Genomic DNA, 23,031 nt, shown 5'->3' with positions numbered 1-23,031 from the left:
CTACCCCTTCGGATGCATCAGGCGTGGATTGCTGGCGATCGACAGCACATCGGCGCTGGTGTTGAGCAGGATGTACGTCGCGGCAAAGATCAGGCTGCAGGCCTGTACCACCGGAATGTCGCGCTTGGCCACTGAGTCCACCAATAACTGACCGAGCCCCGGATAGACAAACACCACCTCGACCACCACCACGCCGACCACCAGGTACGCCAGGTTCAACGCGACGACGTTGACGATCGGCGCCAGGGCGTTGGGCAAGGCATGGCGAAAGATGATCCGCGATTGGCTGATGCCCTTGAGCCGGGCCATTTCGATGTAGGGGCTGGCCAGCAAATTGATCAGGGATGCGCGGGTCATGCGCATCATCTGCGCGATCACCACCAGGCTCAGGGTTGCCACCGGCAGCACCGAACGTTCCAGCACTGTGCCGAGGGAGGCGTCTGGCGACAGGTTGGAGATGCTCGGGAACCAGTTGAGCTTGACCGCGAACAGCAGAATCAGGATGTAGGCGACGAAGAACTCGGGGAACGACACAGCGCTCAACGCCGAGGTATTGAGCAAGCGATCAAACCAGCTATTGCGATACAACGCCGCGAGCATGCCCAGCAGCAACGCCAGTGGCACCGATACCAGCGCCGCCAGCAATGCGAGGCTGAAGGTGTTGCCCAGGCGCGAACCGACCAGGTCGGCGATGGGTCGCTGGTTGGCCAGTGACACGCCGAGATCGCCCTGCAGCAATTGCCAGATCCAATGCCCGAAACGGGTCAGCGGCGGCAGGTCCAGGCCCAATTGCGCGCGGTAAGCCGCCACGGTTTCCGGAGTGGCGGACTGGCCGAGCATGGCTTGGGCGATGTCCCCCGGGAGCAGGCCGACAGCCAGGAAGATGATCACCGATACAGCGAACAGCGATAACAGGCCCAGGGCCAAACGTTGCCCCAACAGCTTGAAAATACTTCTCATCATGCAGTTCCTTAAGACGGATTGCAGGCCTTGAATGATCGTTCCAACGCTTCGCGTGGGAATGCAGCCCGTGACGCTCCGCGTCACTGGACGCAGAGCGTCCCTAGAGACATTCCCACGCGGAGCATGGGAACGATCAGCCGTTGATCTCCACAGGTTTCAAGATCCGGTTTTATGCCTGCCACCACCGCTCGATCACCCGCAAGCCATCCAGTTCGCCATACGGCGCTGTCTGCCCGCCGTGCGCGACACGGTTGGATCGCGCTGCCACCGAACTGGCGAACAACGGCACAATCGCCCCGCCCTCATCGCGGCACAGGCCCTGCATTTCGTTGTACATCTCGCGGCGCAGCGGTTCGTTCATCTCGCCACGGGCGGCATTCAGCAGTTGATTGAAGCGCGGGTTGTCCCAGTGGGTTTCGTTCCACGCTGCGCCTTTGGCGTAACCGATGCTGAACATGCGGTCGGCGGTCAGGCTGCTGTACCAGAACGAGGTGGTAAACGGCTGCTTCATCCACACGTTGGTGAAAAAGCCGTCGGCCGGTTCACGCACCACATCGATGTCGATCCCGGCTGCACGGGCCTGCTCCTTGAACAACACGGATGCGTCGACAGCGCCGGTATACGCCGCGTCGGAGGCTTGCAGGCGCACCTTGAGCGTATCCAGGCCGGCCTTTTTCAGGTAGAAGCGCGACTTCTCCGGATCGTAGGTGCGCTGCTCCAGTGCGGTGTTGATGAAGCGGCTACCGGGCTGGATCGGATGGTCGTTGCCGACCAGGCCGTAGCCGTACAGCACCGAGGCCAACAAGGTTTCGCGGTTGATCGCATGCTTCATTGCCAGGCGCACGTCATTGTTCTGAAACACCTGGCTGTCGGTGAGCATCGGGAAGGTGTAGTGCTGCGCGCCTTTGGTTTCCTCGATCACCAGGTTCGGGTTGCGCTTGAGCAACGCCACGGTTTTCAAGTCGACCTTGTTGATCACGTCGACTTGCCCGGTGACCAGTGCGTTGATTCGCGCCGCGCCATCGCCAATTGCAATCAGCTCGGCGCCGGCGAAGTGTGCCCGCCCTGCCTTCCAGTAATCCGGGCTGCGTTCCAGGGTCATGCGCACGCCCGGTTCGAAATCCTTCAAACGATAACCGCCGGTACCGACACCAGCCTGCCAGTCCGGCACACCGTCCTTGCTCGGCATGATCACCAGATGGTAATCGGCAACCACGTAGGTGAAATCGGCGTTGCCTGATTTGAGTTCGAACACCACGCTGTCGCTGCCGTTGGCACTGACCTTGGCCACATCGCCCAGCACGGTTTTGGCCGCCGAGCTGGATTTTTCCCCGAGGTGATGCTGGATCGAGGCGACCACATCGTCGGCGGTCAGGGTCTTGCCATTGTGGAAGGTCACGCCCTGGCGCAATTTGAACGTCCAGACCCGTGCGTCCGGGCTCGAGGTCCAGCTTTCGGCCAGTTCGGGGATCGCCGTGCCGTCGACGGCAATCTCGGTCAGGGTGTTATAGATCGCCGAGAACCCGACGAAGGTGAAGGTATCGACCCAGGAGCCGGGGTCTTTCGAATCGGTGGTGCTGCCACCGGCCAGGCCCAGGCGCAATACACCACCGGGTTTCGGCGTCGCCTGCGCCGCCATGGCGCCAAACGGCAGGCCCATGGAGAACGCCCCGGCTACGGCAGCCGCCGCGGCGCTGTACCTCAAGAAGTCGCGACGCGGGAAGCTGAATTCATGGTTCGCTTGAGTAATCTTGTTTTTGTTATCGCTCATTGGATTGCCCCTGATCAAAAGCTAACGGAATACCCATTCAAAACAACGCAAAACACCGGACCAAGGCCCGGTGCGTACAACGTTTGAATCGCCAACGGTCACACCTGGATCGCCTTCACTTCGACAAATTCGTTCAGTCCTTCTTCCCCCCACTCCCGACCATTGCCCGATTGTTTGTAACCGCCGAATGGCGCCTGATAGTTGAACGCCGCGCCGTTGAGGAAGCATTGGCCCGCACGCATTTGCCGCCCCAGATGCAAGGCACGCTCGGCGCTGCCGGCCCACACGCCACTGGACAGGCCGAACGGCGAGTCGTTGGCGATCTGGATGGCTTGCGCTTCATCGGCATAGGGAATCAGGCACAGCACCGGGCCGAAGATTTCTTCCTGGGCGATGCGCATGCGGTTGTCGACATCGGCGAACAGCGTCGGGCTGACGTAGAAACCCCGTTCAAATGCTGACGGCGTATCACCACCGCACAACAGCCGCGCACCTTCCTGTTGCCCGACCTTGATGTAATCGAGCACGGTGCGACGTTGCCCCGCCGAACACATCGGCCCGAGAAAACTGTACGGGTCGAGCGGATCGCCCATTTTCAGGCTCAGGGTTTCGGCCAGCGCAAGCTCCAGCGCTTCGGCGTAGCGACTGGCTGGCAGCAGCATGCGGGTCAGAGCCGTGCAGGTTTGACCGGAGTTGATCATCACGTCCTGCACGCCATAACGAACCGCTGCGGCCAGGTCGGCGTCTTCGGCGATCATCAGCGGCGACTTGCCACCCAGCTCCAGACACACCCGTTTCACTGAAGGCGCTGCCGCCTGTGCCACACGAACGCCTGCGCCGGTAGAACCGGTGAACGACACCATGTCGACATCCGGGTGCTTGGCCAGTGCTTCACCAACCTTCGAACCCGGCCCGCTGACCAGATTGAACACCCCGACCGGCAGGCCAATGGCTTCGATCATTTGCGCCAGCAAAAACGCGTGCAGCGGCGTTTCCTGACTCGGCTTGACCACCACCGTGCAGCCAGCAGCCAGTGCCGGGGCCAGCTTGCCGATCAGTTGATGCAGCGGGTAATTCCATGGATTGATAAAGGCGCAGACACCGACCGACTCGCGAATCACCAGCGAGTTGCCGACTTCGCGCACTTCGTCCATCAAGTGCGTCAGCTCGATGTATTGCTCAAGGCCGATGATCGGCCCGTCCACTTGCACCGAGCGGCACCATTGCACCGGCATGCCCAGTTCGGCGGTGATGACCGCGGCCATTTCGTCGGCGCGGTTGCGCAGTTGTTCGGCCAAGGCACGGAGGTATCCGGCGCGAACGCTGGCAGGTGTGCGCGACCATGACGCGAAGGCTTTGCGCGCCGCGGCCACAGCGTTGTCGACGTCGCGCTCATCGCCCAACGGCACACTGCCGGCGACTTCCTCGGTGGCCGGGTTGATGACCTCGGCCACGCCTTGCCCCGAAGGTGTTTGCCAGCGGCCATCGATAAACAATGTCTTGTGGTTAAGCATCAACCTGGGCCTCCATCAGTTCCTGGGCACAACGGGCGATGCGCTGACAGGCATCGCGCAACGGTTCGGCGCCGACCACCAGGCCGAGACGAATATGCCCGGCCGCGCTCGGGCCGAAAGCTTCACCGGCCAGCACCGAAACGCCGTGGCGATCCAGCAAGCGATCGGCAAATGCCTGGGCACTGAGCCCGGTTTCGCGGATATCCACCATCACGAACATTCCGCCATCGGACTTCAACGCCCGTACGCCGGGGCATCCGTCGAGGCTGTCGCACACCAGGTCGCGGCGCTGGCGATAGGCCTCGCGCATGGCGTGCAGCTCCGGCAAGTCACTGTCGAGCGCGATCACCGCGGCGTCTTGAATAAAGTCCGGCGAACCGTAGAGCATGCACAGCACCAGGTTTTCCAGGTGCGCGGCCAGTGACGGCGGCGCCACCACCCAGCCGACGCGCCAGCCGGTCATGGCGTGGGATTTCGACAGGCTGTTGAGGGTCGCGGTGCGCTCGGCCATGCCCGGCAGGCTCGCCGGGCTGACGTGCTCGCCTTCGAACAGCAGTTCGCTGTAGACCTCATCGGAAATCAGCCACAGGTCATGGCCGATGCACAGCTCGGCCAGCGCTTGCCAGGTGTTGCGCGGCAAGCTTGCGCCCGACGGATTGTGCGGGCTGTTGAGCGCCAACGCACGGGTACGCGGGGTGATGCGTGCGGCAACGTCTTCGGGCAACACGCGAAAGCCGTTCTCCGAACGCACGGGTACGGGCACTACCACGGCGCCACAGGCACCGAACACCGCTTCGTAAGTGACGTACATCGGTTCGGCGACGATCACTTCATCGCCTGGGTTCAGTACGCATTGGGCAACGGCGAACAGCGCACACTGCGCACCGGCCAGCACCGTGACCTGATCGGCAGAAACGCGTTGCCCGCTACGTTGCTGATGGCGCCTGGCGATGGCTTCACGCAGGGCACGCTTGCCGCGCACCTCGGCGTAGTGAGTGTTGCCGTTGAGCAAACTGTCGATGGCGCCCTGCACGATGGGCTGCGGCGTGTCGAAATCCGGGTCGCCCACGGACAGCAGCAGGATGTCTTCACCCTGCTCGCGCAGTGCCAAAGCGCGGTAATGAATATCCCAGGCGGCAGCGCCGTCCCCGGCGATACGTTGAGTCAGATCGGAAAAGCGCATGGCTTCATATCCTTCAAATACAGATCAATGGGCGCAGGCATGCTTGAGTTCGATCAGGGTCACGCCGTTGCGCTTGAAGCCGTGGCGCAGGTCGGTTTGCAGCTCCGCCAGGCTTTGCGGCTGGGTCACGGTGCAACCGAATGCACGTGCGAGCGCGGCGAAGTCCGGGTTGCGCGGCAGCACGCCAATCGGCTCGATATCGAGGCCGAGCATGTCGTCGCGGATCTGCCCCAATGCATCGTTATTCCAGAGCAACACCACCAGTGGGCTGTCCAGTTCCTCGACAGCGGTGGCCAGTTCCTGAGCGGTGTAGAGGAAACCGCCATCGCCCACCAGCACCAGACCGGGGCGCTGCGGTGCGCCAAACTTGGCGCCAATGCCGGCCGGCAGGCCGTAACCCAACGTCCCGTAACCGGTCGGGTGCAACCAGCTGCGAATGGCGAGACTGTCGAAGGCGTAGTTGCCGGTGTAGGCCAGTTGGGTCATGTCGGTGCTGACGAACGCGTTTTCCGGCAGCTCTGCAGCAATGCGCGCCAGAATCGATTGGTGAATCTGTTGCAGCGGACCATGGCTGGCCTTGACCGCTTCGCGTAGCGCGGCAACCGAGGCAATCGCTGCGCTGGCGTCACGTACGCTGGATGGCAGGCGCTCGAGCAAACCGCTGAGGGTTTGTTGCGCATCGCCATGCAAAGCCACCGCGCACGGGTAGAAGTCGTTGAACTTGCGCGGGTCGATGTCCACGCGCAGCAGTTGAGCGTTGAGCGGCAGGCGTTCGCGCCAGAAATCGGTGTCGGCCATTTCGGTGCCGACCGCCAGCACCACGTCGGCTTCGGCAATCAGCTTCCAGCCGGGTTCTACGCACAGGGACGAGCCGGCGTTCAACGCTGCGTTCGGTGGCAACAGGCCTTTGCCGGCGACGCTGGTGAACAACGGCGCCGCCAGTCGTGTGCTGATCTCCAGCAGTTGCTCGGTAGCATTCAAGGCACCGCCACCGGCGATGATCATCGGCCGTTTTGCGCCGTTGAGCCTGGCTGCTGCGTCATCAAGGGCGGTGGCACAAGCCGGGCCGCGGGTCGGACGCCGCACCACGTCATTGCTCCAGTCGCGGGTAATCGGCGCCGACAACACGTCCAGCGGCACCGAAATGTGTACCGGACGCGGGCGCTCGCTGTCGAACACCGCGTAGGCGCGGGCGATCAGTTCCGGCAGGTCTTCGGCGGTCAGTGCCACGGCGGAGAACGCAGTGATCGGCGCGGTCATCGCCCGTTGGTCCTGGCATTCGTGCAGGCTGCCCCACCCCTTGCCGAGACTGGCGCTGTGGTTGACGCTGGAAATCACCAGCATCGGAATCGAGTCGGCGTAAGCCTGGCCGATGCCGGTGGCGGCGTTGGTCACGCCGGGGCCGGTGATGACGAAGCACACGCCGGGCTTGCCGCTGACCCGGGCATAACCGTCAGCCATGAAACTGGCGCCCTGTTCGTGACGGGTCAAGACGTGGCGAATGCCGCTGCCCGGCAGGCCGCGATACAGTTCCAGGGTGTGAACGCCGGGAATGCCGAATACGGTATCGACGCCGTAATTGGCCAGCAGACGCACCAGCGCCTGGCCACCGGTCAAGGTTTTGCTTTGCATGTTCATGTCCTCACGCATGGCCGAGGCGAATCAACGCATCGACTGCGGTCGTGCCATCGGCGCCGACCAACAATGGGTTCACATCGAGTTCCAGCAACTGCGAGGCGTTTTCGCAGGCGTAATCGGCGACCGCGCGAATCGCTGCCACCAACGCCTCCAGATCCGCCGCTTCACGGCCACGGAAACCTTGCAGCAACGGTGCGCTGCGCAGGCTGAGCACGGCATGGCGGATGGCGCCGTCGGTGGTTGGCAGCAACAGGTTGCGACTGTCCTTGAGCAATTCCACCAGGATGCCGCCCGCGCCAATCACCAGCGCCAGGCCAAAGTCGTTTTCGCGCTTGATGCCGACAATCAACTCGGCCAACGGCGGTTTGGCCATGGGCTCCAGCAGCAGTTGATCGAACGGTACGCCCGGTGCATACGCGGTAATGTTCGAACGCATTTTTTCCAGGGCCGCGCTTAATGCGACGTCATCCTTGAGGTTCAGCGCCACGGCGCCGGCTTCAGTCTTGTGCGGCAACTGTGCGCTGACGGCTTTGAGTACCAGCGGATAGCCCAATGCTTCGGCGTCTTTCAACGCATTGGCCGGTGAGCTGAGAACACCGTTGGGTGTCGGCAGGCCGAAGACTCTTAACGCTTGTTTGGAATCCCATTCATTGAGCAATTCGCCTTCGCCTGTCAGCGCTTGCGGGCACAGCGGCACCAACGCCGATTCACTCAGCTCCAGCAAAGCCCGGCGATTGCGCTGGTAACCGGCAATGCGCCCCCACGCCGCGAGGCCATCCTCGACACCCTGCAACGCCGCAACGCCTTGGGCATGCAGATGTTCACGGGCATGGGCCGGGAGTAATTCGGGGAACGCCGAAGTGACGAAACCGGTCTTGCCGTGCCGTACCAGCGCCTTGCAGAACAGGTCCAGCAGCAGGTCGCATTCCTTGCGCTCGCCAGTGAACTCGGCCGGATAATCGAGCACCAGCATCGCCGCATCGGCTTCAGTACGCAGGGCACTGTCGAGCATGCGGTTCAAGGCTTCGCCGTCGCCCCAGATCGCCGTGGTGAAATCCAGCGGATTCACCAGGTTGGCGTAACTCGGCAGCACTTGGGCCAGTTCACCGACCTGGCCGTCATCGAGCTTTGGCAAGCCCAGATCGTTGCGTTCGGCGTAGTCGGCAATCAGCCCCGCATCACCGCCGGAGCACGCCAGCGCGATCACGCTGTTTCCCGCCGGCAAGTTGCCGCAGGCCGCGGCTTTCAGGGTTTCGACGAAACTCACCGGGCCACTGACGCGAATAACCCCAAGGCGATCGAACAGCGCGTCATACAGCGCATCGGAGCCGGACAGCGAACTGGTGTGACTCAGGGCCAGTTCGGCGCCGATCTGCGACACGCCGGTTTTCAAAGCGATGATCGGGATGCCCTTCTCCAGCGCCTTGTGCGCGGCGCGGGCGAAACCCGGGACGTTTTTCAGGCCTTCGAGGTGCAGGCCGATAGCAGTGACCCGCGGCTCGTCGAGTAACACGTCCATCAACTCAGCGACGCCCAGTTGCGCCTGATTGCCAACCGAAGCCATGTAGGCCACTGGCAGCGAGCGGTCGCTCATCGACAGGTTGTAAGCGAAGTTGCCGCTTTGAGTCAGCACCGCCACGCCCTTCTCCACCGCTTTGCCGCCGTGGGCCACCGGCCAGAGCGCGCAGCTGTGCAGATAGTCGAGCAGGCCGTAGCAGTTGGGGCCGAGCAAGGCCATGTCACCGGCGGCTTCGAGCAGTTGTTGTTGCAGCGCCTGGCCTTCGGCACCGGTTTCGGCAAAACCCGAGGCATAGCAAATCGCGCCGCCCGCACCGATGGCGGCGAGTTCAGCGATACAGGTCAGGGTCAAGTCGCGGTTGGTGGCGATGAATACCGCGTCAGGGCCGCAGGGCAAGTCAGCAATACTGCGTACGCAGGGCACGCCTTCAAGGCTGTCGTTCTGCGGATTGACCAGCCACATCTGCCCTTGGTAGCCACCTTCGGCGCAGCGCTTGAGGGCACGCGCCATACTGCGCCCGCCCACGAACGCCACATGCTGTGGCGCGAGCATGCGTTTGAGGTTGTCACGAATGGTTTGCGACATGGAAATTCTCCGGGCGGATCAGCGCAACAGTGGCCGCAGCAGTTCGCGGGAAATGATGTGGCGCTGGATTTCCGAAGTGCCTTCCCAGATCCGCTCGATCCGCGCGTTGCGCCAAATGCGCTCCACCGGACTCTCGTCCATCAGGCCCATGCCGCCAAAGATCTGCACCGCCTCGTCAGCCGCACGTCCGAGCACTTCGCTGGCGAACAATTTGGCCATGCCGGCCTCGCCATCGGTCATGGTGCCCTGGTCCATTTTCCACGCGGTGTGCAGGGTCAGCAGTTCGGCAGCGCGAATCTGCGTGGCCATGTCGGCCAACTTGAACGACACGCCCTGATAGGTGCCGATCGGCTGGCCGAATTGCTTGCGATCCGCCGCCCATTGCAACGAAACATCGAGTGCGCGCTGGGCCTGGCCGACACAGTTGGCCGCCACCATTACCCGCCCGGCAGTCAGCCAGGCGTTGGCCACTTCCCATCCCTTGCCGACTTCGCCCAGCACTTTGTTGGCAGGAACGCGGCAATCGTCGAAGAACATTTCGAAAGTGTGGTAACCACGGTTACTCACACATTTCGGTCCACGGCGAATGGTCATGCCCGGTGTGTTGCGGTCGACCAGGAACGAGGTCACGGCGTTACGCTTTTTACCGTTGTGTTCGTAGGTGTCGGTCACGGCGAACACGATGGCGAAATCGGCATGCCCGGCATGGCTAATGAAGTGTTTGCTGCCATTGAGGATGAAGTCATCGCCCTCGCGCACGGCGCGGGTCTTGATCGCATTGGCGTCGGAGCCGGCACCCGGCTCAGTGAGGGCGAAGCAATCGATTTTCTCGCCCTGGATGCACGGCAGCAGGTAATCGTTGATCTGCTCGCCGGTGCAAGCCATGAGGATTTTCGACGGTCGCGCAACGAACACATGCAGCGCCCAGGAGACTTTCGACAGTTCCCGCTCGATCAGCGCCTGGGACAGGTAATCAAGACCGCCACCGCCGACCTCTTCCGGCATGTTGAAAGCGTAGAAACCGGCCGCAATCGCCTTGCCGCGAATCTGTGCCGCCAGTTCCGGCGAAACCTCGTCGGCACGGTCGACTTCGGTCTCATAGGGCAGCAGCTCCTTCTCGACGAAGCTGCGTACCGAGTCCACCAACATTTCTTGTTCTTGGGTCAGTTGGAAATTCATGCTGCTACCTGTTGTTCGTGTGCTGATAAAGGGGGGCGAGGCTTAGCGGCCGATGAAGCGTGGTGGACGTTTATCCATGGCGGCGCGCAAGGCTTCGCCACCGTCTTCGCTGCGACCGCAAAGCAGTCCGGCGGCGAGTTCGGCTTGCAGTTGTTCGGGCAGGCTGCGCTCGGCGCCTTCACGGATGAGTTTTTTGGTCTGGGCGAAAGCGAATGTCGGCCCGGCCGCCAGCCGCGCGGCCAGCTCGCTGGCAACGGTCAGCAGTTGATCGTCGGCGCAGACTTCGCCGACCAGCCCGGCTGCAAGAGCACGGTCAGCGCCCCACAATTCGTCGAGAAACAGCAGGCGTTTGGCTTGTTCGCTGCCAATCAGGCGTGGCAAATGCCAACTGGCGCCGGCATCCGGCGAGTAGGCCATGCTGGTGTAGCCGGCCTTGAACCGCGCGGACTGCCCGGCGATGCGCAGATCGCAGCACAGGGTCAAATCCATCCCGGCGCCGACGGCGGTGCCGTTAATAGCGGCAATGGTGGGTTTTTCCAGGCTGTGCAGACGCGTCATCAAGGCGTGGGCGGTTTCGGTCCAGCCGTAGGTTTCCAATGCGCCGCGGGCTTCGGCGTCGGCCCACTCATCGAGGTCGGCGCCAGCACAGAAACTGCGACCGCTGCCAGTCAACACAACCACGCGCACCGCTGGATCGGTGTTGAAGCGATCGAGCAACGCCTGCAGGTTTTTCAGGGTCGGGATGTCCAGCGCGTTGCGCTGTGCGCTGCGATTGAGCGTGATCCAGGCAACGCCTGCTTCGACCTGGCTGAGCAGCGAATCATGAGTAGTCATGCGAATCCTCGAATTATTTTGATGAGTCTGAGGTGATGCGACTTGAAGCCATACTAAACGAGTGTTCAGCAAGGCAGCAATTGTTGGTGGAATGAGCTGTAACAAGCTCTATGGATCTCTAAAGCATTGGTTTTGTTGAATTTTTTCTGATGGCGCGAGCGCAAGCCGGTGGCGCTGTTACAACTTCGAACAACTCGCTACGGCCTCCCCAAAACCAATGTGGGAGCAAGCCTGCTGGCGATAGCGTCATCACATTCAACATCTCTGTTGACTGATGCTCCGCTATCGCCAGCAGGCTGGCTCCCACAGGGGATGTACGGATTGAAGGGATTACACCGTGGGCAAGCTCGGCGCCAACACGCCCTGGCGCTTGCGGTGAATCAGGAAGTACGCGCCGTAGCACAGCGCAATGAAACCAAAGCCCCAGTACAGCGATGGCCGTTGGGTTTCATCCAATGCGAGGAACACGAACAGCGAGCAGCACAGCGTGATGCACATCAGTGGCAGTACCGGGAACCACGGTGCGCGATATTTCAGATCGCTGAGTTTGCCGCCTTCGCGCAGGTAGGCCTTGCGGAATTTGTATTGCGCCAGCGCGATGACAATCCAGGTCACAGTGCCCGACATCCCGCTCACTGCCATCAACACCATGAACAAAGTGTCAGCCGCGATGAAGCTGGTCATCAGCGACACCAAAGCGAAACACAAGGTGATACTCAAGGCACGCAGCGGCACCCCGCGTTTGCTCAGTGGCGACAGGCTCTTGGGCGCCATGCCGGTTTTCGACATCGCCCACAGGATGCGCGTCGAGGCATACAGGCCAGAGTTGCCCACCGACAGGATCGCAGTGAGGATCACGAAGTTCATCAGGTCGGCGGCGTAAGGAATGCCGACCATGTCAAACACCTGCACGAACGGACTTTCCATCAGCCCCGCTTGCTGCCACGGCACGATGGCGGACAGCACGATGATCGCCAGCACATAGAAAATCAGCACGCGGAACACCACGTTGCGCACCGCACGCGGGATGCTCTTTTCCGGCTGATCGGTTTCGCCAGCGGCTACGCCCATGATTTCGCAACCCTGGAAGGCGTAGACCACGGTCATCATCACCGCGAACACTGCCGACAAGCCGTTAGGGAACAGCGAATCGCCAATCAGGTTGCTCGCCATCGGCGCCGGAGCACCGCTGCTCAGCGGCATCACCCCGAAGATCACCAGCACGCCAACCACGATAAAACCGAGAATCGCTGCCACCTTGATCCCCGAAAACCAATACTCGGCTTCACCGAACGCCCGGGTCGCCAGCGCGTTGATACCGAACAGCACCACCACGAACAGCGCCGACCAGTACCAGATCGGCACGTCCGGAAACCAGCGTGTCATCAGCATCCCGGCGGCCGTGAATTCAAGGCCGACGGTGGTCGCCCAGCTCATCCAGTACACCCAACCGATCATGAACCCGGTCGCCGGGCCGATGTATTTGGTGGCGTGGGTCTGGAACGATCCCGATACCGGCATCTGCACCGACAGTTCCCCCAGGCAGACCATCACCAGGTACATCAGGAAACCGGCCACCAGATACGCCAGAATCGCCCCAACCGGGCCACCCTGATTGATGGTCACGCCGGAGCCCATGAACAGCCCGGTGCCGATCACCCCGCCCAGGGACAGCATGAAGATGTGCCGGCTTTTCAGGGCGCGGGTCAGGTGAATGCCTTTGCGATCAGTATTTTCGTTCATGTCAGCACCCCAAGTCAGTGAGGTACGCAGTGCATGACAGGACGTCAGGGCACGGGGAGAAATCAGCTTTACGGCCATTCATTATTATTATCTCCAATAAGCTTCGAAGACCGCGCTGCGGCGGTTGCGTCGATTATTGGAAAGCCATGTAAGGTCGCGTTGAACGTAAAGATCGAAGTTGTGCAAAGTCGTAACAAACTTGTACGTCAGCTCTGCAACAGCGGTTCCAGCGTGTCCAGCGCCCGTTGGCATTGCCCGTCGGCCTGCGGCGCCAGCAGGCGCACGGCCGCCTCATCGTTGATTCGTGCGGCGTCCTCCAGCGAACGCAACGCATTGGCCAACGCACGAAACCCCAACGAATCGCAGCTTCCCGCCAGTCGATGAGCCAGGTGCGCGACTTCGGTCCCGTCTTCGGCGCCAATGGCTTCACGCAACGCCTCACGATGCTGCAGGATCGATTCGCGCAGTACTGCCAGCAGCCCCTGCACTTTCTGTTCGCCCAGCAAGTCGCGATGGGTTTGCAGCAGCGGCCAGTCCATCGCGCTGTCTTCGTGCATCGGTGGCGGAGTCGATCGTTGCTCCCTCAGGGCTTTGCGCAGATTGGCCAGTTTCAACGGTTTGGCGAGCACCCCGTCCATGCCGGCATCGAGATAGCCGCGCACCAGTGCCGGTTGCACACTGGCGGTCAGGGCAAAAATACGTGCGGTGCGGTTCGGTCCGTCGAGGCTGCGCAGTCTTTTGCACAGTTCCACACCGCTCATGCCCGGCAGATGCACGTCCAACAGAATCAGGTCGAATGCCTGCGCAGCACATTGGCGCAGCGCCTGTTCGCCCTCTTCGGCCAGCCAGACCCGATGGCCGTCGCGCTCCAGCAAACCCGAAACCACTTCCCGATTAAGCGCCACGTCCTCCACCACCAGAACCTTCAACGCCGGCCCCGGCACGTCCACCGGCACCGGACTCGTCAGGCCAACAGCAGGTTGCAGCGTCAGTTCAAACCAGAAACAACTGCCCCGCGCGACTTCACTGGTGACACCGATGCTCCCGCCCATCTGCTCCACCAGGTGTTTGCAGATCGCCAGTCCCAACCCGGTGCCGCCGAAACGCTGCGCCACTTCATCGCTGGCCTGGGTGAAACGCTCGAAGATCTTTGCCTGCATCGGCGGCGCGATGCCGATGCCGTTGTCGGTGACGCTCACCCGCAAGCGATCTGCGCGATTGCCTTCAGGTTGCGCGAGTAACGCCACATCGACACTGACCTCGCCGTTCTCGGTGAACTTGATCGCGTTGGCCAACAGATTGCTCAAGACCTGGCGCAAGAACTGTTCGGCGCCGTAATAACGCTCGGCTACCCGCTGATCTATTCGACACTGCAGCACCGTGTCATTGGCCAAGGCCTTCGGCTCCAGCAGCGTCAGCACTTCATCGAGCAATTGCCGAACCGAGAAATCCACCGGCTCCGGCAGGCTCGCGCCCTCCTCCAACTTGGCGAAGAACAGCACTTCGTTAAGGATGGTCAGCAAACCTTCGCCGGCCTTGTGCAGTGCATCGAGCCGTTTGCCGTCGCGCTCGTCCAGCCGGGCATCGCGCAGCAACTCAGCCATGCCGAGAATGCCGTTGAGCGGCGTGCGCAACTCATGGCTCATGGTCGCCAGGAACCGTGACTTGGCAAGGTTGGCCGCTTCGGCTTCATCCTTGGCGCGCATCAGGCTGGCGGTACGCCGCTCGACCATTTTCAACAATTCGTCGCGGTTGTCCTGCAAGGCCAGTCGATCGGATTCGCGGCGTTCGATGTCGCTGAGGATTGCCCGGCGCATGTCGTCGAGGGCGTGGGCGACTGTGTCGATTTCATCTTCGTTGGCGCTACGGCTCTTGCCCAGGCGCAGGGGTTCCTGCCACTGACCGGCGGCAATGCGCCGGGCAAATTCGGCCATGACCTGCAAGTGGCGGGTCACCAGGCGATAAAACAGGCCGGACAACGCCACCGCCAGGCCACACAGGAAGGCGCCCATCCACAACAGGCTGGTCAAGCCGCTGGCATACAGGCGCTGATACACCGCCCCCAGATCGGTGCTGACTTCCAGCTCGCCCAGTTGGCGCAACGGGCCGGACGGTGGTTGATAGTCCAGTACAAAACGCTCGATACGCAGCGGCCCGATCGGATGCGGGTTGCCCTGCACCAGATCGAAATCGGTGCTGATCAGATGCACCCGTGCCACGTCGGAAAAGTCCACCAGCCCGCGCAATTGCACGTTCAACTGTTCCTGGTTCAGATCCCACAGGCTGCGCTCCAGGCTTGCCAGGTACCCGGCGCGGATCAGCTCCATGCGCGAATCGATCTCGCGCATCTCGCGCCGGTACTCGATATACAGCTGTACGCTACTGGCAAGCACGGTAAAGCACAGGCTGAACAACAGAATGAACAGCAGCAGACGCCGCAATAAACCACCGGATCTGCCGCGGATCATGGGGTGTTCGCCGGCAGATTGATCATGTCACGGTAGGTGACTTCGCTTTCATTGAGCAGGCGCTCGATGTCACCGGCATCGACCATGCGCTGCAGTTGCGCATCGATGTCCGCCATGCGCCCGGCCAGTGGCGAGCGGCGGGATACGGCGACCCGCAGATAATCGACGCTCAGGGCGGTGGGCAACGCGACGATGTCTTGCGCGCCGGCCAGGCTTTCGACGTAGAGCTGGCCGGTGCGGCGTTCCTGGGTGATGAAATCGATGCGCCCGCGAATCAGCTTGCCGAAATTCTGGCGGCTATCGGAGACCCATTCGATGTTGTTGTTTTGCGCGACCATGCGATCGAACTCCACGCCGTAGCTTTCGCCGAACAACAGTCCGCCCCGGTAACGCGCCAGGTCTTGCAACTGCTCGAACTGCACCGGGTGTTGCCGGTTGACGAACAGCGCGACTTCTTCGCGCAGCACCGGGACCGAGGAAAACAGCATGCTTTGCTCGCGCTGCGCGGTGCTGTACGCCAGGACCACGTCGACCCGTCCTTCGGCCGCATCGAGCAGGCAACGCTTCCAATTGCCCAGCACCACCACTTCAACCTCGTAGCCCAGTTGGCCGAACAGTTTTTTCACCACGCTCGGCGCCAGCCCACGGACGTGCTTGCCATCGCTCCAGGAAATCGGCGGGTACACCGGGTAATCGCAATAGCGCACGGCCTGCGCCGCGGACGTACTGCCCGCCACCAGTGCCAATATCAGGCAGAGCAGCCTGACTGCAGCCATCACGCCGCCAGGCTGGCGGTGAACAGATAACCGGCGCCGTGAATGGTGATGATCAACTGCGGTTCCGCCGGATCGTCATGCAACTTGCGGCGCAAACGCCCCACCAGCACGTCGATGGAACGGTCATTGGGCACCCATTCGCGGTTGCGGATCTGGTCCATCAACTGGTCGCGACTGAGCGTGTGACCGCTGTTGCGCAGGAACACGCTGAGCAACTGATACTCGCCGTGGGTCAGCAAGGTTTCACTGCCGGACGCATCGATCAGTCGGCGGCGGTCGGTGTCCAGCGCCCAATCGGCGAACTGTTTGACCGGTTTGGACACAGCGGCGACCGGTGGCGGCGTCTGCGCGTGGCGGACCCGACGAATCAGGTTTTTCGCCCGGGATACCAGCTCACGTGGGTTGAGCGGCTTGATCACGTAGTCATCGGCGCCGCATTCGAGGCCAACGATGCGGTCGATTTCATCGTTGCGCCCGGTGATCAGGATGATGCCCACTTCCGAACGCACCCGTAGCTCGCGGGTCAGGGTCAGGCCGTCCTTGCCCGGCAGGCGAATATCAAGCATGACCAGGTCGACGCTTTGGCTGGCCAGAAAGGTTTCGGCCAGTTCCGCCGTGGCGGCGCTATGCACCTCATAGCCCTCCTGCGAAAGGTAGGCATGCAACAGTTCGCGAATCAGCGGATCGTCATCGACGACCAGTACCCGAGGAGTCATTGCTGGTGTCCTGCTTGTTTCTTATTAGAAGGGTGTTGCATCAGCGCCAGAGAGTAGCCACTGCTGAACGGGTGATCAACAGCTACTCGTCTGTATGCAGAAACGCTGGCGGCCACCGGCCTGCAAACCGTCGACCCAGGCTTCGCAAATCTGAATGCCTTGCTCCGGGGTAAAGGTGCCAGGGTTGAGGCCGGACTCCAGCCACAAGCCATCGAGCAATGCGCTGAGACTGATCGCCGCGAGATCGGCGTCAAAGTTTTCCCAGTTTTCTTCTTGTGCCAGTTCCATCAGCACCTTGCGCAGGATGCCGCGATACTCGCCGTAGGAGTGATCGTGGGCCTTGTTGATCGCCTCGGCGGTTTTCACCGCGCCCCAGAATGCCAGCCAGGCGTCGATCAGTTGCGGGTCGAGCAGTTCGGCGGAGAACGACCCACGGAAAAACGCCGACAGACGTTCGCGGGCATTGGGCGCCGCTTGCTCCATGGCGTCACGCAACAGGGTCATGACCCGGCCGGTGATCGCCATGTAGGCTTCGGCCACCAGTTCGTCCTTGCCGGAATAGTGATGGCTGATCAAGCCCACCGACACACCGGCCTCGGCGGAAATCTTGCGGATCGAGGCGCCCTGAAAGCCGTGGCGCTTGAGGCACGTCAACGTGGCCTCGATCAGGTTGGCCTTGCGCAACTCCGGTTCCATGCGGGAAAAACGGGCTTCCTGATTCATCGGCATTACGCTCCTGGATTCAATCATGGGGACTCGCGAATGGCCCGCGAGTTGAACGACTGTACAGCAAGAACAGGAAAAACCTCCAGTCAGTTACCAGCCTGAAAGACTTCGGAGCATGATCGGGCCCCATCGCTGGCAAGCCAGCTCCCACAGGGTTAGTGGGTGTACGCAAAATCTATGCACACCTGAAAACATTGTGGGAGCTGGCTTGCCAGCGATGAGGCCCGCCTCAACAGCCGAGAATCCAGATCAGTCCCGATAACCCGGCGCCACCCGCTCCAGCAACCGCAACATCGCCGCCCAGGCCAGTTGCATCGCATCCGGATCGCTCAGTTCGCCCTCTTCCAACGGTCGCCCCGGATCATTGAACTGGCGCTCGGTGTGCGCGCAGACCTCGGCGGATGGAAGTACCAGCTCACCGGCGGCCTGAGCAGCCAACTGAATCTCACAGGCCTTTTCCAGGTAATACATGCGCAAAAACGCCTGGCTGACGGTTTCACCGACAGTCAGCAAACCATGGTTACGCAGCATCAACACCGGCTTGTCGCCAAGGTCCTGCACCAAGCGCTGTTGCTCGCTCATGTCCAGCGCCACGCCTTCATATTCGTGATAAGCAACGCGGCCATAGAACTCCATGGAAATCTGGTTCACCGGCAACAAACCACACTTGAGTGCCGCCACCGCGCAGCCGGACCGGGTGTGGGTGTGCAATACGCATTGCGCATCTTCGCGGGCACCGTGAATCGCGCTGTGAATCACGAAACCGGCCGGGTTTACCGGGTACGGCGACGATTCGACGGCTCGGCCATCCAGACCGATCTTCACCAGATTCGACGCCGTGATCTCATCGAACATCAGCCCGTAGGGGTTGATCAGAAAATGATGGTCCGGCCCGGGAAGGCGCACCGAAATGTGGGTGAAGATCAGGTCAGTCATGCGAAAGTGCGCGATCAGGCGATAACACGCGGCCAGTTCCTCGCGCAGTCGCTGTTCGATGGCGCTGCGCCCCGGGGCGGCAGTCAGATGGCTCGCGATCTCAATCATTTTTTATGGTTCTCCAGGTTGATCGGCTGGGGCAGACAGTAAGGCTGGACGTGTTGAACGTCCAGTCGCTTTCCGTGCACCAAAGTAAAGAAATAGATTGATTTTTTACTACAGGTAAATTTCTATAGAAAAAAACAACATCAACTGACAATTTTGTAGGAGCGAGCCGCTCGCGATGGACGTCAACGATGACACCGTGAACCTGATACCCCGCGGCGTGTTTGAATCCATCGCGAGCAGGCTCGCTCCTACAAAGTCAGCCTGCCTGGAGTAGCCCGCACCATGCCGACACCTGCTTTCGCGCACCTGTTCGAACCCTTGCAGATCCGTGGCAAGCGCCTGAAAAACCGCATCATGTCCAGCGGTCATGACACGTCGATGCCCACTGACAATCTGGTCAACGAGCAACTGATCGCCTATCACCGGGCGCGTGCCGAAGGCGGTGTCGGGTTGATCGTGCTGCAAGTGGCCGGCGTGCATGACAGCGCGCGGTATACCTCCCATGTGCTGATGGCCACCGACGATGCCTGTATCGAGGGTTATCGCAAACTCGCGCAAACCTGCCACGCCCACGGCACCGTGGTGTTGTCCCAGGTGTTCCATCCGGGCCGGGAAATCATGGAGTCCAGCGACGGCTTGCTGGCGGTGGCCTACTCGGCCTCGGCGGTGCCCAACGAGCGCTTCCGGGTGATGCCACGCGCGTTGGACCAGGCGATGATCGATGAGATTGTCACCGGCTATGCCGCCGCCGCCCGCCGCTTGCATCAGGCCGGCATCGATGGCGTGGAAGTGGTCGCCAGCCACGGTTACCTGCCGGCGCAATTCATCAATCCACGGGTCAACCGCCGAACCGATGGCTACAACGGCGAACTCGAACAGCGCCTGCGTTTTCTTCGCGAAGTCATCGCTGCAATACGCGCCGCCACTGACGAGCAGTTCATCATCGGCCTGCGCATCTCTGCCGATGAGCGCGATCCCGAAGGCCTGACCGAAGACGAATCCCTGGCCGCCGTGCAGTCGCTGCAAACTCAGCTCGATTACGTGCACATCGTCGCCGGCACCTCGGCGTCGCTGGGCGGTGCCGTGCACATCGTGCCGCCGATGGCGATCGAGGCGGCTTACCTGGCCAGGGAAGCCGGGACGTTCAAGGCCAGTCTGGATATTCCGCTGTTCGTCACAGGGCGCATCAACCAGCCCCAGGAAGCCGAGCTGATTCTGGCTCGGGGCCAGGCCGATGTCTGCGGCATGACCCGGGCGTTGATTTGCGACCCGCAGATGCCCAACAAAACCGATACTGGTCGCGCCGAAGACGTGCGCGCGTGCATCGCCTGCAATCAGGCGTGTATCGGCCACTTCCACAAGGGCTTGCCGATCTCCTGCATCCAGCACCCGGAAACCGGTCGGGAGCTGGTCTTTGGCGAACGGCAAACAGCTAAAACACGCAAACGGATCATGATCGCCGGTGGCGGCCCGGCCGGGATGAAAGCGGCCGCCGTCGCCGCACAACGTGGGCATGAAGTGACGCTGTACGAAGCCAGTCCGCAACTCGGTGGCCAGGTATTGCTCGCGCAATTGCTGCCACGGCGCAGCGAGTTCGGTGGGGCCAGCACCAACCTGCAACGGGAGATGGAATTGGCCGGTGTGCGCGTGGTGCGTAATACCCGCGTCAACCGCGCCTTGGTGGAGCAGGAAAAACCGGACATGGTGATCATCGCCACCGGCGCCGAACCTTATTGGCCCATGTTCGAACGCGGTGGCGAATTGCAGGTGGTGGACGCCTGGCAAGTGCTGCGCGAAGAGGTGCAGATTGGCCGCTCGGTAGTGGTGGTCGACTGGCGCTGCGACTGGATCGGCCCCGGCATCGCCGAGCGCCTGACCCGCGCCGGGCATCAGGTGCAACTGGCGGTCAACGGCACCCATTGCGGGGAAAACCTGCCGTTGTATGTCCGCGATCAACTGGCCGGTGAATTGCACAAACTGGGCATCCCGATCATTCCGTACGCCCGGTTGTACGGTTGTGATGACAACACCGTGTATCTGCAACACACCGCCAGTGGTGAGCCGATGCTGCTGGAAAATATCGACACGCTGGTACTGTGCCAGGGCCATCAACCGGTCGACACGCTGGGTGCCGAACTGCAAGGTTTGGTGGAGTTTCGCCGTATCGGCGACTGCCTCGCGCCGCGCACGGCTGAAGAAGCGATTTATGAAGGTCTGAAAGTCGCGTGGGAGCTTTAAGCCTGTTTATACTCCGGGCCATCAACGGCTCGCTCCTACAGGGGTTTGCGCCACTCCTTCCGGTTCGGATTTGACCATGAGCAACAGCAACACCACACAGCCCGCAACCGGCGCCGCAGAGCCGCACTTTCTCGGCACGCGAATTCGCGGCCTGCGCAAACGTCGGGGCATGACCTTGGCAGCGTTGGCGCAACAGAGCGAACTGACCGCCGGCTACATCAGCCAGCTGGAACGCAACCTGGCCTATCCGTCGATCCCGGCGCTGTTCAATATTGCCCGCAGCCTCGGCGTGACCATCCAGTGGTTCTTCGCCAGTGAAGCCAATACCGCCCCCGAAGATGACGGCATCGTGGTGCGCAAGAACAGCCGACTGAGCGTGCATTACGAGGATGGCATCGTCGACCAGTTGCTCACGCCGCAACCCAATCAACAGCTGGAAATGCTCCACTCGCGTTTTCCGCCCGGCACCTACAGCCAGCAAAGCTACAGCCACGAAGGCGAGGAAGCCGGGTATGTGCTGTCGGGGCGCTTCGAGTTGTGGGTTGGCGAGCGCCATTTCCAGCTCTGTGAAGGCGACAGCTTCAGCTTTTCCAGCCGGGAACCGCACCGCTACGGCAACCCTGGTGAAGTCGATGCGGTAGTGATCTGGGTGATTACCCCGCCGACGTTTTAACGCCGGCCACGTCCAATGGGTTGAGTGGCACTTGCCCGCTTGAGCGTGTCGCTCGGCAACTCCTTGAACAGTGCACGGTAGCTGCTGGAAAACCGCCCCAAATGCCAGAACGACCAATGCATGGCCACTTCTGCCACGGTGGTTTGCGTCGGCGTGCGGCTGAGCAATTCACGGCGGGCACTGTTCAGGCGCCGCAGTCGCAGCCACTGGGTTGGCGCCATGCCCGTATAGGCCTTGAACGCATGCTGCAACTGGCGCAGTGAAACACCGGCAACCCGGGACAGCTCCAGCAGGTTGAGGTGTTCTTCCGGAGTGTCTGCTGCCCATTCCCCTACCCGCTTCATGATCGCCCGCTCTCCGGCCCGGCGCTGCAACGCGCCTTGATCGAGACAGACGCAGGCGTTGTCGAGAATAAACAGACAGTCATCCAGCAATTGCTGAGTCAGCGCTTCCCGGGTCGGCGGATCGAACGTCTGCGACAGCCGCGTCAGCGTGCTGCTCAGCCAACGGCAGAACAACGCGTTCTGCTGTGAGTTGAGCGGCGCCATGAACAACCCTTCGAGCCGGGCGACATCGAGGCGATTGCGTTGCACGAACTCCGGACCGAACACCACGGCGATTTCCTGGTAGTTCTCCGGGGTGATCCAGATGTTGCGGCTTTCACCATTCAACACGTACAGCGCGTTGTCACTGCGATCGAAACAGAACGCCAGCGCCCCCTGCGGTGCACTGAAATTCTGCTCGACCCGGGTGTTCATGTGCTCTTCGTAGATCTCCACGCCCTGTAAATCCAGATAGCGCACCAGACCGGCGAAATGCCCCGGTGACATCTGTTGGTAATGCTGAGTCCAGCCCGGCGTGACACGGATTTGCTCGGCCACATCGACGGTGCTGAACGCTTGAACCTGGAGTGAATTGCCGTTTGTCATGGGTGACCTTGCGCACTCTTTTGGTGCGCTTTGTGCTGCTTAAAGTGGATAGATGGAACCGCGAGGCTCGCCCAAGATAGACGTCAACGCGCTACAGGGGAAGTGTCCGGCGGATGAAACCGGCCTCTCCTGGCGTTAATAAAACCAATAACGAGGTCTTTATGAATGTCCCTTTCGATCAGCTGTTCACTTGGCTGAAAGATCACAAGATTACCGAAGTCGAGTGCGTCGTCAGCGACCTGACCGGCATCGCACGCGGCAAAATTGCACCCACCAACAAGTTCCTGCATGAGCGAGGCATGCGCCTGCCGGAAAGTGTGCTTTTGCAAACGGTAACCGGGGACTTTGTCGACGACGACATCTACTACGACCTGCTCGACCCGGCCGACATCGACATGGTCTGCAAGCCGGACGCCGACGCCGTCTACGTGGTGCCATGGGCCATCGAGCCGACCGCCATCGTGATCCACGACACCTTCGACAAGTTCGGCAACCCGATCGAACTGTCGCCGCGCAACGTGCTGAAGAAAGT

General features: G+C 61.4%; 17 protein-coding genes and 1 pseudogene. 3 read left to right on the top strand and 15 right to left on the bottom strand.

The genetic code is table 11. The features are described from left to right. The 14 genes from D8U18_RS20220 to D8U18_RS20155 form a co-directional block, all read right to left on the bottom strand. A complete protein-coding gene (locus tag D8U18_RS20220) occupies positions 1-960 on the bottom strand; it encodes an ABC transporter permease (RefSeq protein WP_056855312.1) in 960 nt (319 codons plus the stop codon). Between the two features lie 172 nt (positions 961-1,132). Further along, entirely contained in the window at positions 1,133-2,734 is a 1,602-nt protein-coding gene (locus tag D8U18_RS20215; protein ID WP_131108241.1) for an ABC transporter substrate-binding protein, read from the bottom strand. A gap of 98 nt (positions 2,735-2,832) precedes the next feature. After that, the gene (locus D8U18_RS20210; RefSeq protein WP_131108240.1) at positions 2,833-4,248 is read right to left on the bottom strand and encodes an aldehyde dehydrogenase family protein; all 1,416 of its coding nucleotides are present in this window, start codon (positions 4,246-4,248) and stop codon (positions 2,833-2,835) included. After that, positions 4,241-5,431, bottom strand: a complete 1,191-nt coding sequence (locus D8U18_RS20205; RefSeq protein WP_131108239.1) for an aminotransferase class I/II-fold pyridoxal phosphate-dependent enzyme — start codon at positions 5,429-5,431, stop codon at positions 4,241-4,243. The genes D8U18_RS20210 and D8U18_RS20205 overlap by 8 nt, the downstream gene beginning before the upstream one ends. A gap of 24 nt (positions 5,432-5,455) precedes the next feature. Further along, positions 5,456-7,063, bottom strand: coding sequence for a 5-guanidino-2-oxopentanoate decarboxylase (locus D8U18_RS20200; protein WP_131108238.1), 1,608 nt, complete (start codon positions 7,061-7,063; stop codon positions 5,456-5,458). A gap of 10 nt (positions 7,064-7,073) precedes the next feature. Then, on the bottom strand, positions 7,074-9,173 hold the full coding sequence (locus tag D8U18_RS20195) for an acetate--CoA ligase family protein (protein ID WP_131108237.1): 2,100 nt from the start codon (positions 9,171-9,173) through the stop codon (positions 7,074-7,076). An 18-nt stretch (positions 9,174-9,191) separates the two neighbouring features. Next, positions 9,192-10,352, bottom strand: coding sequence for an acyl-CoA dehydrogenase family protein (locus tag D8U18_RS20190; RefSeq protein WP_130907526.1), 1,161 nt, complete (start codon positions 10,350-10,352; stop codon positions 9,192-9,194). A 42-nt stretch (positions 10,353-10,394) separates the two neighbouring features. Continuing rightward, a complete protein-coding gene (locus D8U18_RS20185) occupies positions 10,395-11,186 on the bottom strand; it encodes an enoyl-CoA hydratase-related protein (RefSeq protein WP_130904823.1) in 792 nt (263 codons plus the stop codon). A 330-nt stretch (positions 11,187-11,516) separates the two neighbouring features. Continuing rightward, entirely contained in the window at positions 11,517-12,929 is a 1,413-nt protein-coding gene (locus D8U18_RS20180) for an amino acid permease (protein WP_130904822.1), read from the bottom strand. A 206-nt stretch (positions 12,930-13,135) separates the two neighbouring features. Further along, positions 13,136-15,397 (bottom strand): ATP-binding protein, encoded by a 2,262-nt coding sequence (locus D8U18_RS20175; protein ID WP_131108236.1) that lies wholly within the window; start codon positions 15,395-15,397, stop codon positions 13,136-13,138. Further along, positions 15,394-16,173, bottom strand: a complete 780-nt coding sequence (locus D8U18_RS20170; RefSeq protein WP_131108235.1) for a transporter substrate-binding domain-containing protein — start codon at positions 16,171-16,173, stop codon at positions 15,394-15,396. Before D8U18_RS20170 ends, D8U18_RS20175 begins: the two co-directional genes overlap by 4 nt. Continuing rightward, positions 16,173-16,889 (bottom strand): response regulator, encoded by a 717-nt coding sequence (locus D8U18_RS20165; protein ID WP_056855303.1) that lies wholly within the window; start codon positions 16,887-16,889, stop codon positions 16,173-16,175. Before D8U18_RS20165 ends, D8U18_RS20170 begins: the two co-directional genes overlap by 1 nt. 75 nt (positions 16,890-16,964) lie before the next feature. Next, entirely contained in the window at positions 16,965-17,612 is a 648-nt protein-coding gene (locus D8U18_RS20160) for a TetR family transcriptional regulator C-terminal domain-containing protein (protein WP_056855302.1), read from the bottom strand. A gap of 252 nt (positions 17,613-17,864) precedes the next feature. Then, complete coding sequence (locus D8U18_RS20155) at positions 17,865-18,659, bottom strand: class II aldolase/adducin family protein (RefSeq protein WP_131108234.1); 795 nt, start codon at positions 18,657-18,659, stop codon at positions 17,865-17,867. Between the two features lie 282 nt (positions 18,660-18,941). On the opposite strand from D8U18_RS20155, the gene D8U18_RS20150 reads away from it, so the two are divergent. Then, positions 18,942-20,897 carry an FAD-dependent oxidoreductase gene (locus D8U18_RS20150; RefSeq protein ID WP_131108233.1) on the top strand — a complete coding sequence of 652 codons (1,956 nt, stop codon included), beginning with the start codon at positions 18,942-18,944 and terminating at the stop codon, positions 20,895-20,897. 76 nt (positions 20,898-20,973) lie between these two features. Beyond that, the gene (locus D8U18_RS20145) at positions 20,974-21,570 is read left to right on the top strand and encodes a cupin domain-containing protein (protein WP_130904818.1); all 597 of its coding nucleotides are present in this window, start codon (positions 20,974-20,976) and stop codon (positions 21,568-21,570) included. Here the strand turns inward: D8U18_RS20145 and D8U18_RS20140 are convergent. Beyond that, a complete protein-coding gene (locus D8U18_RS20140) occupies positions 21,567-22,499 on the bottom strand; it encodes a helix-turn-helix domain-containing protein (RefSeq protein WP_130904817.1) in 933 nt (310 codons plus the stop codon). The two genes, D8U18_RS20145 and D8U18_RS20140, sit on opposite strands and share 4 nt — an antisense overlap. Positions 22,500-22,660: 161 nt before the next feature. Between D8U18_RS20140 and D8U18_RS20135 the strand changes: the two are divergent. Continuing rightward, positions 22,661-23,031: pseudogene (locus D8U18_RS20135) on the top strand (glutamine synthetase); the annotation flags it as partial.

This window comes from Pseudomonas sp. Sample_10, assembly GCF_004321495.1.
GTDB lineage: Bacteria > Pseudomonadota > Gammaproteobacteria > Pseudomonadales > Pseudomonadaceae > Aquipseudomonas.
Note: the sequence above shows the minus strand (reverse complement) of the source record. Positions and strands in the feature narration are given on the sequence as shown.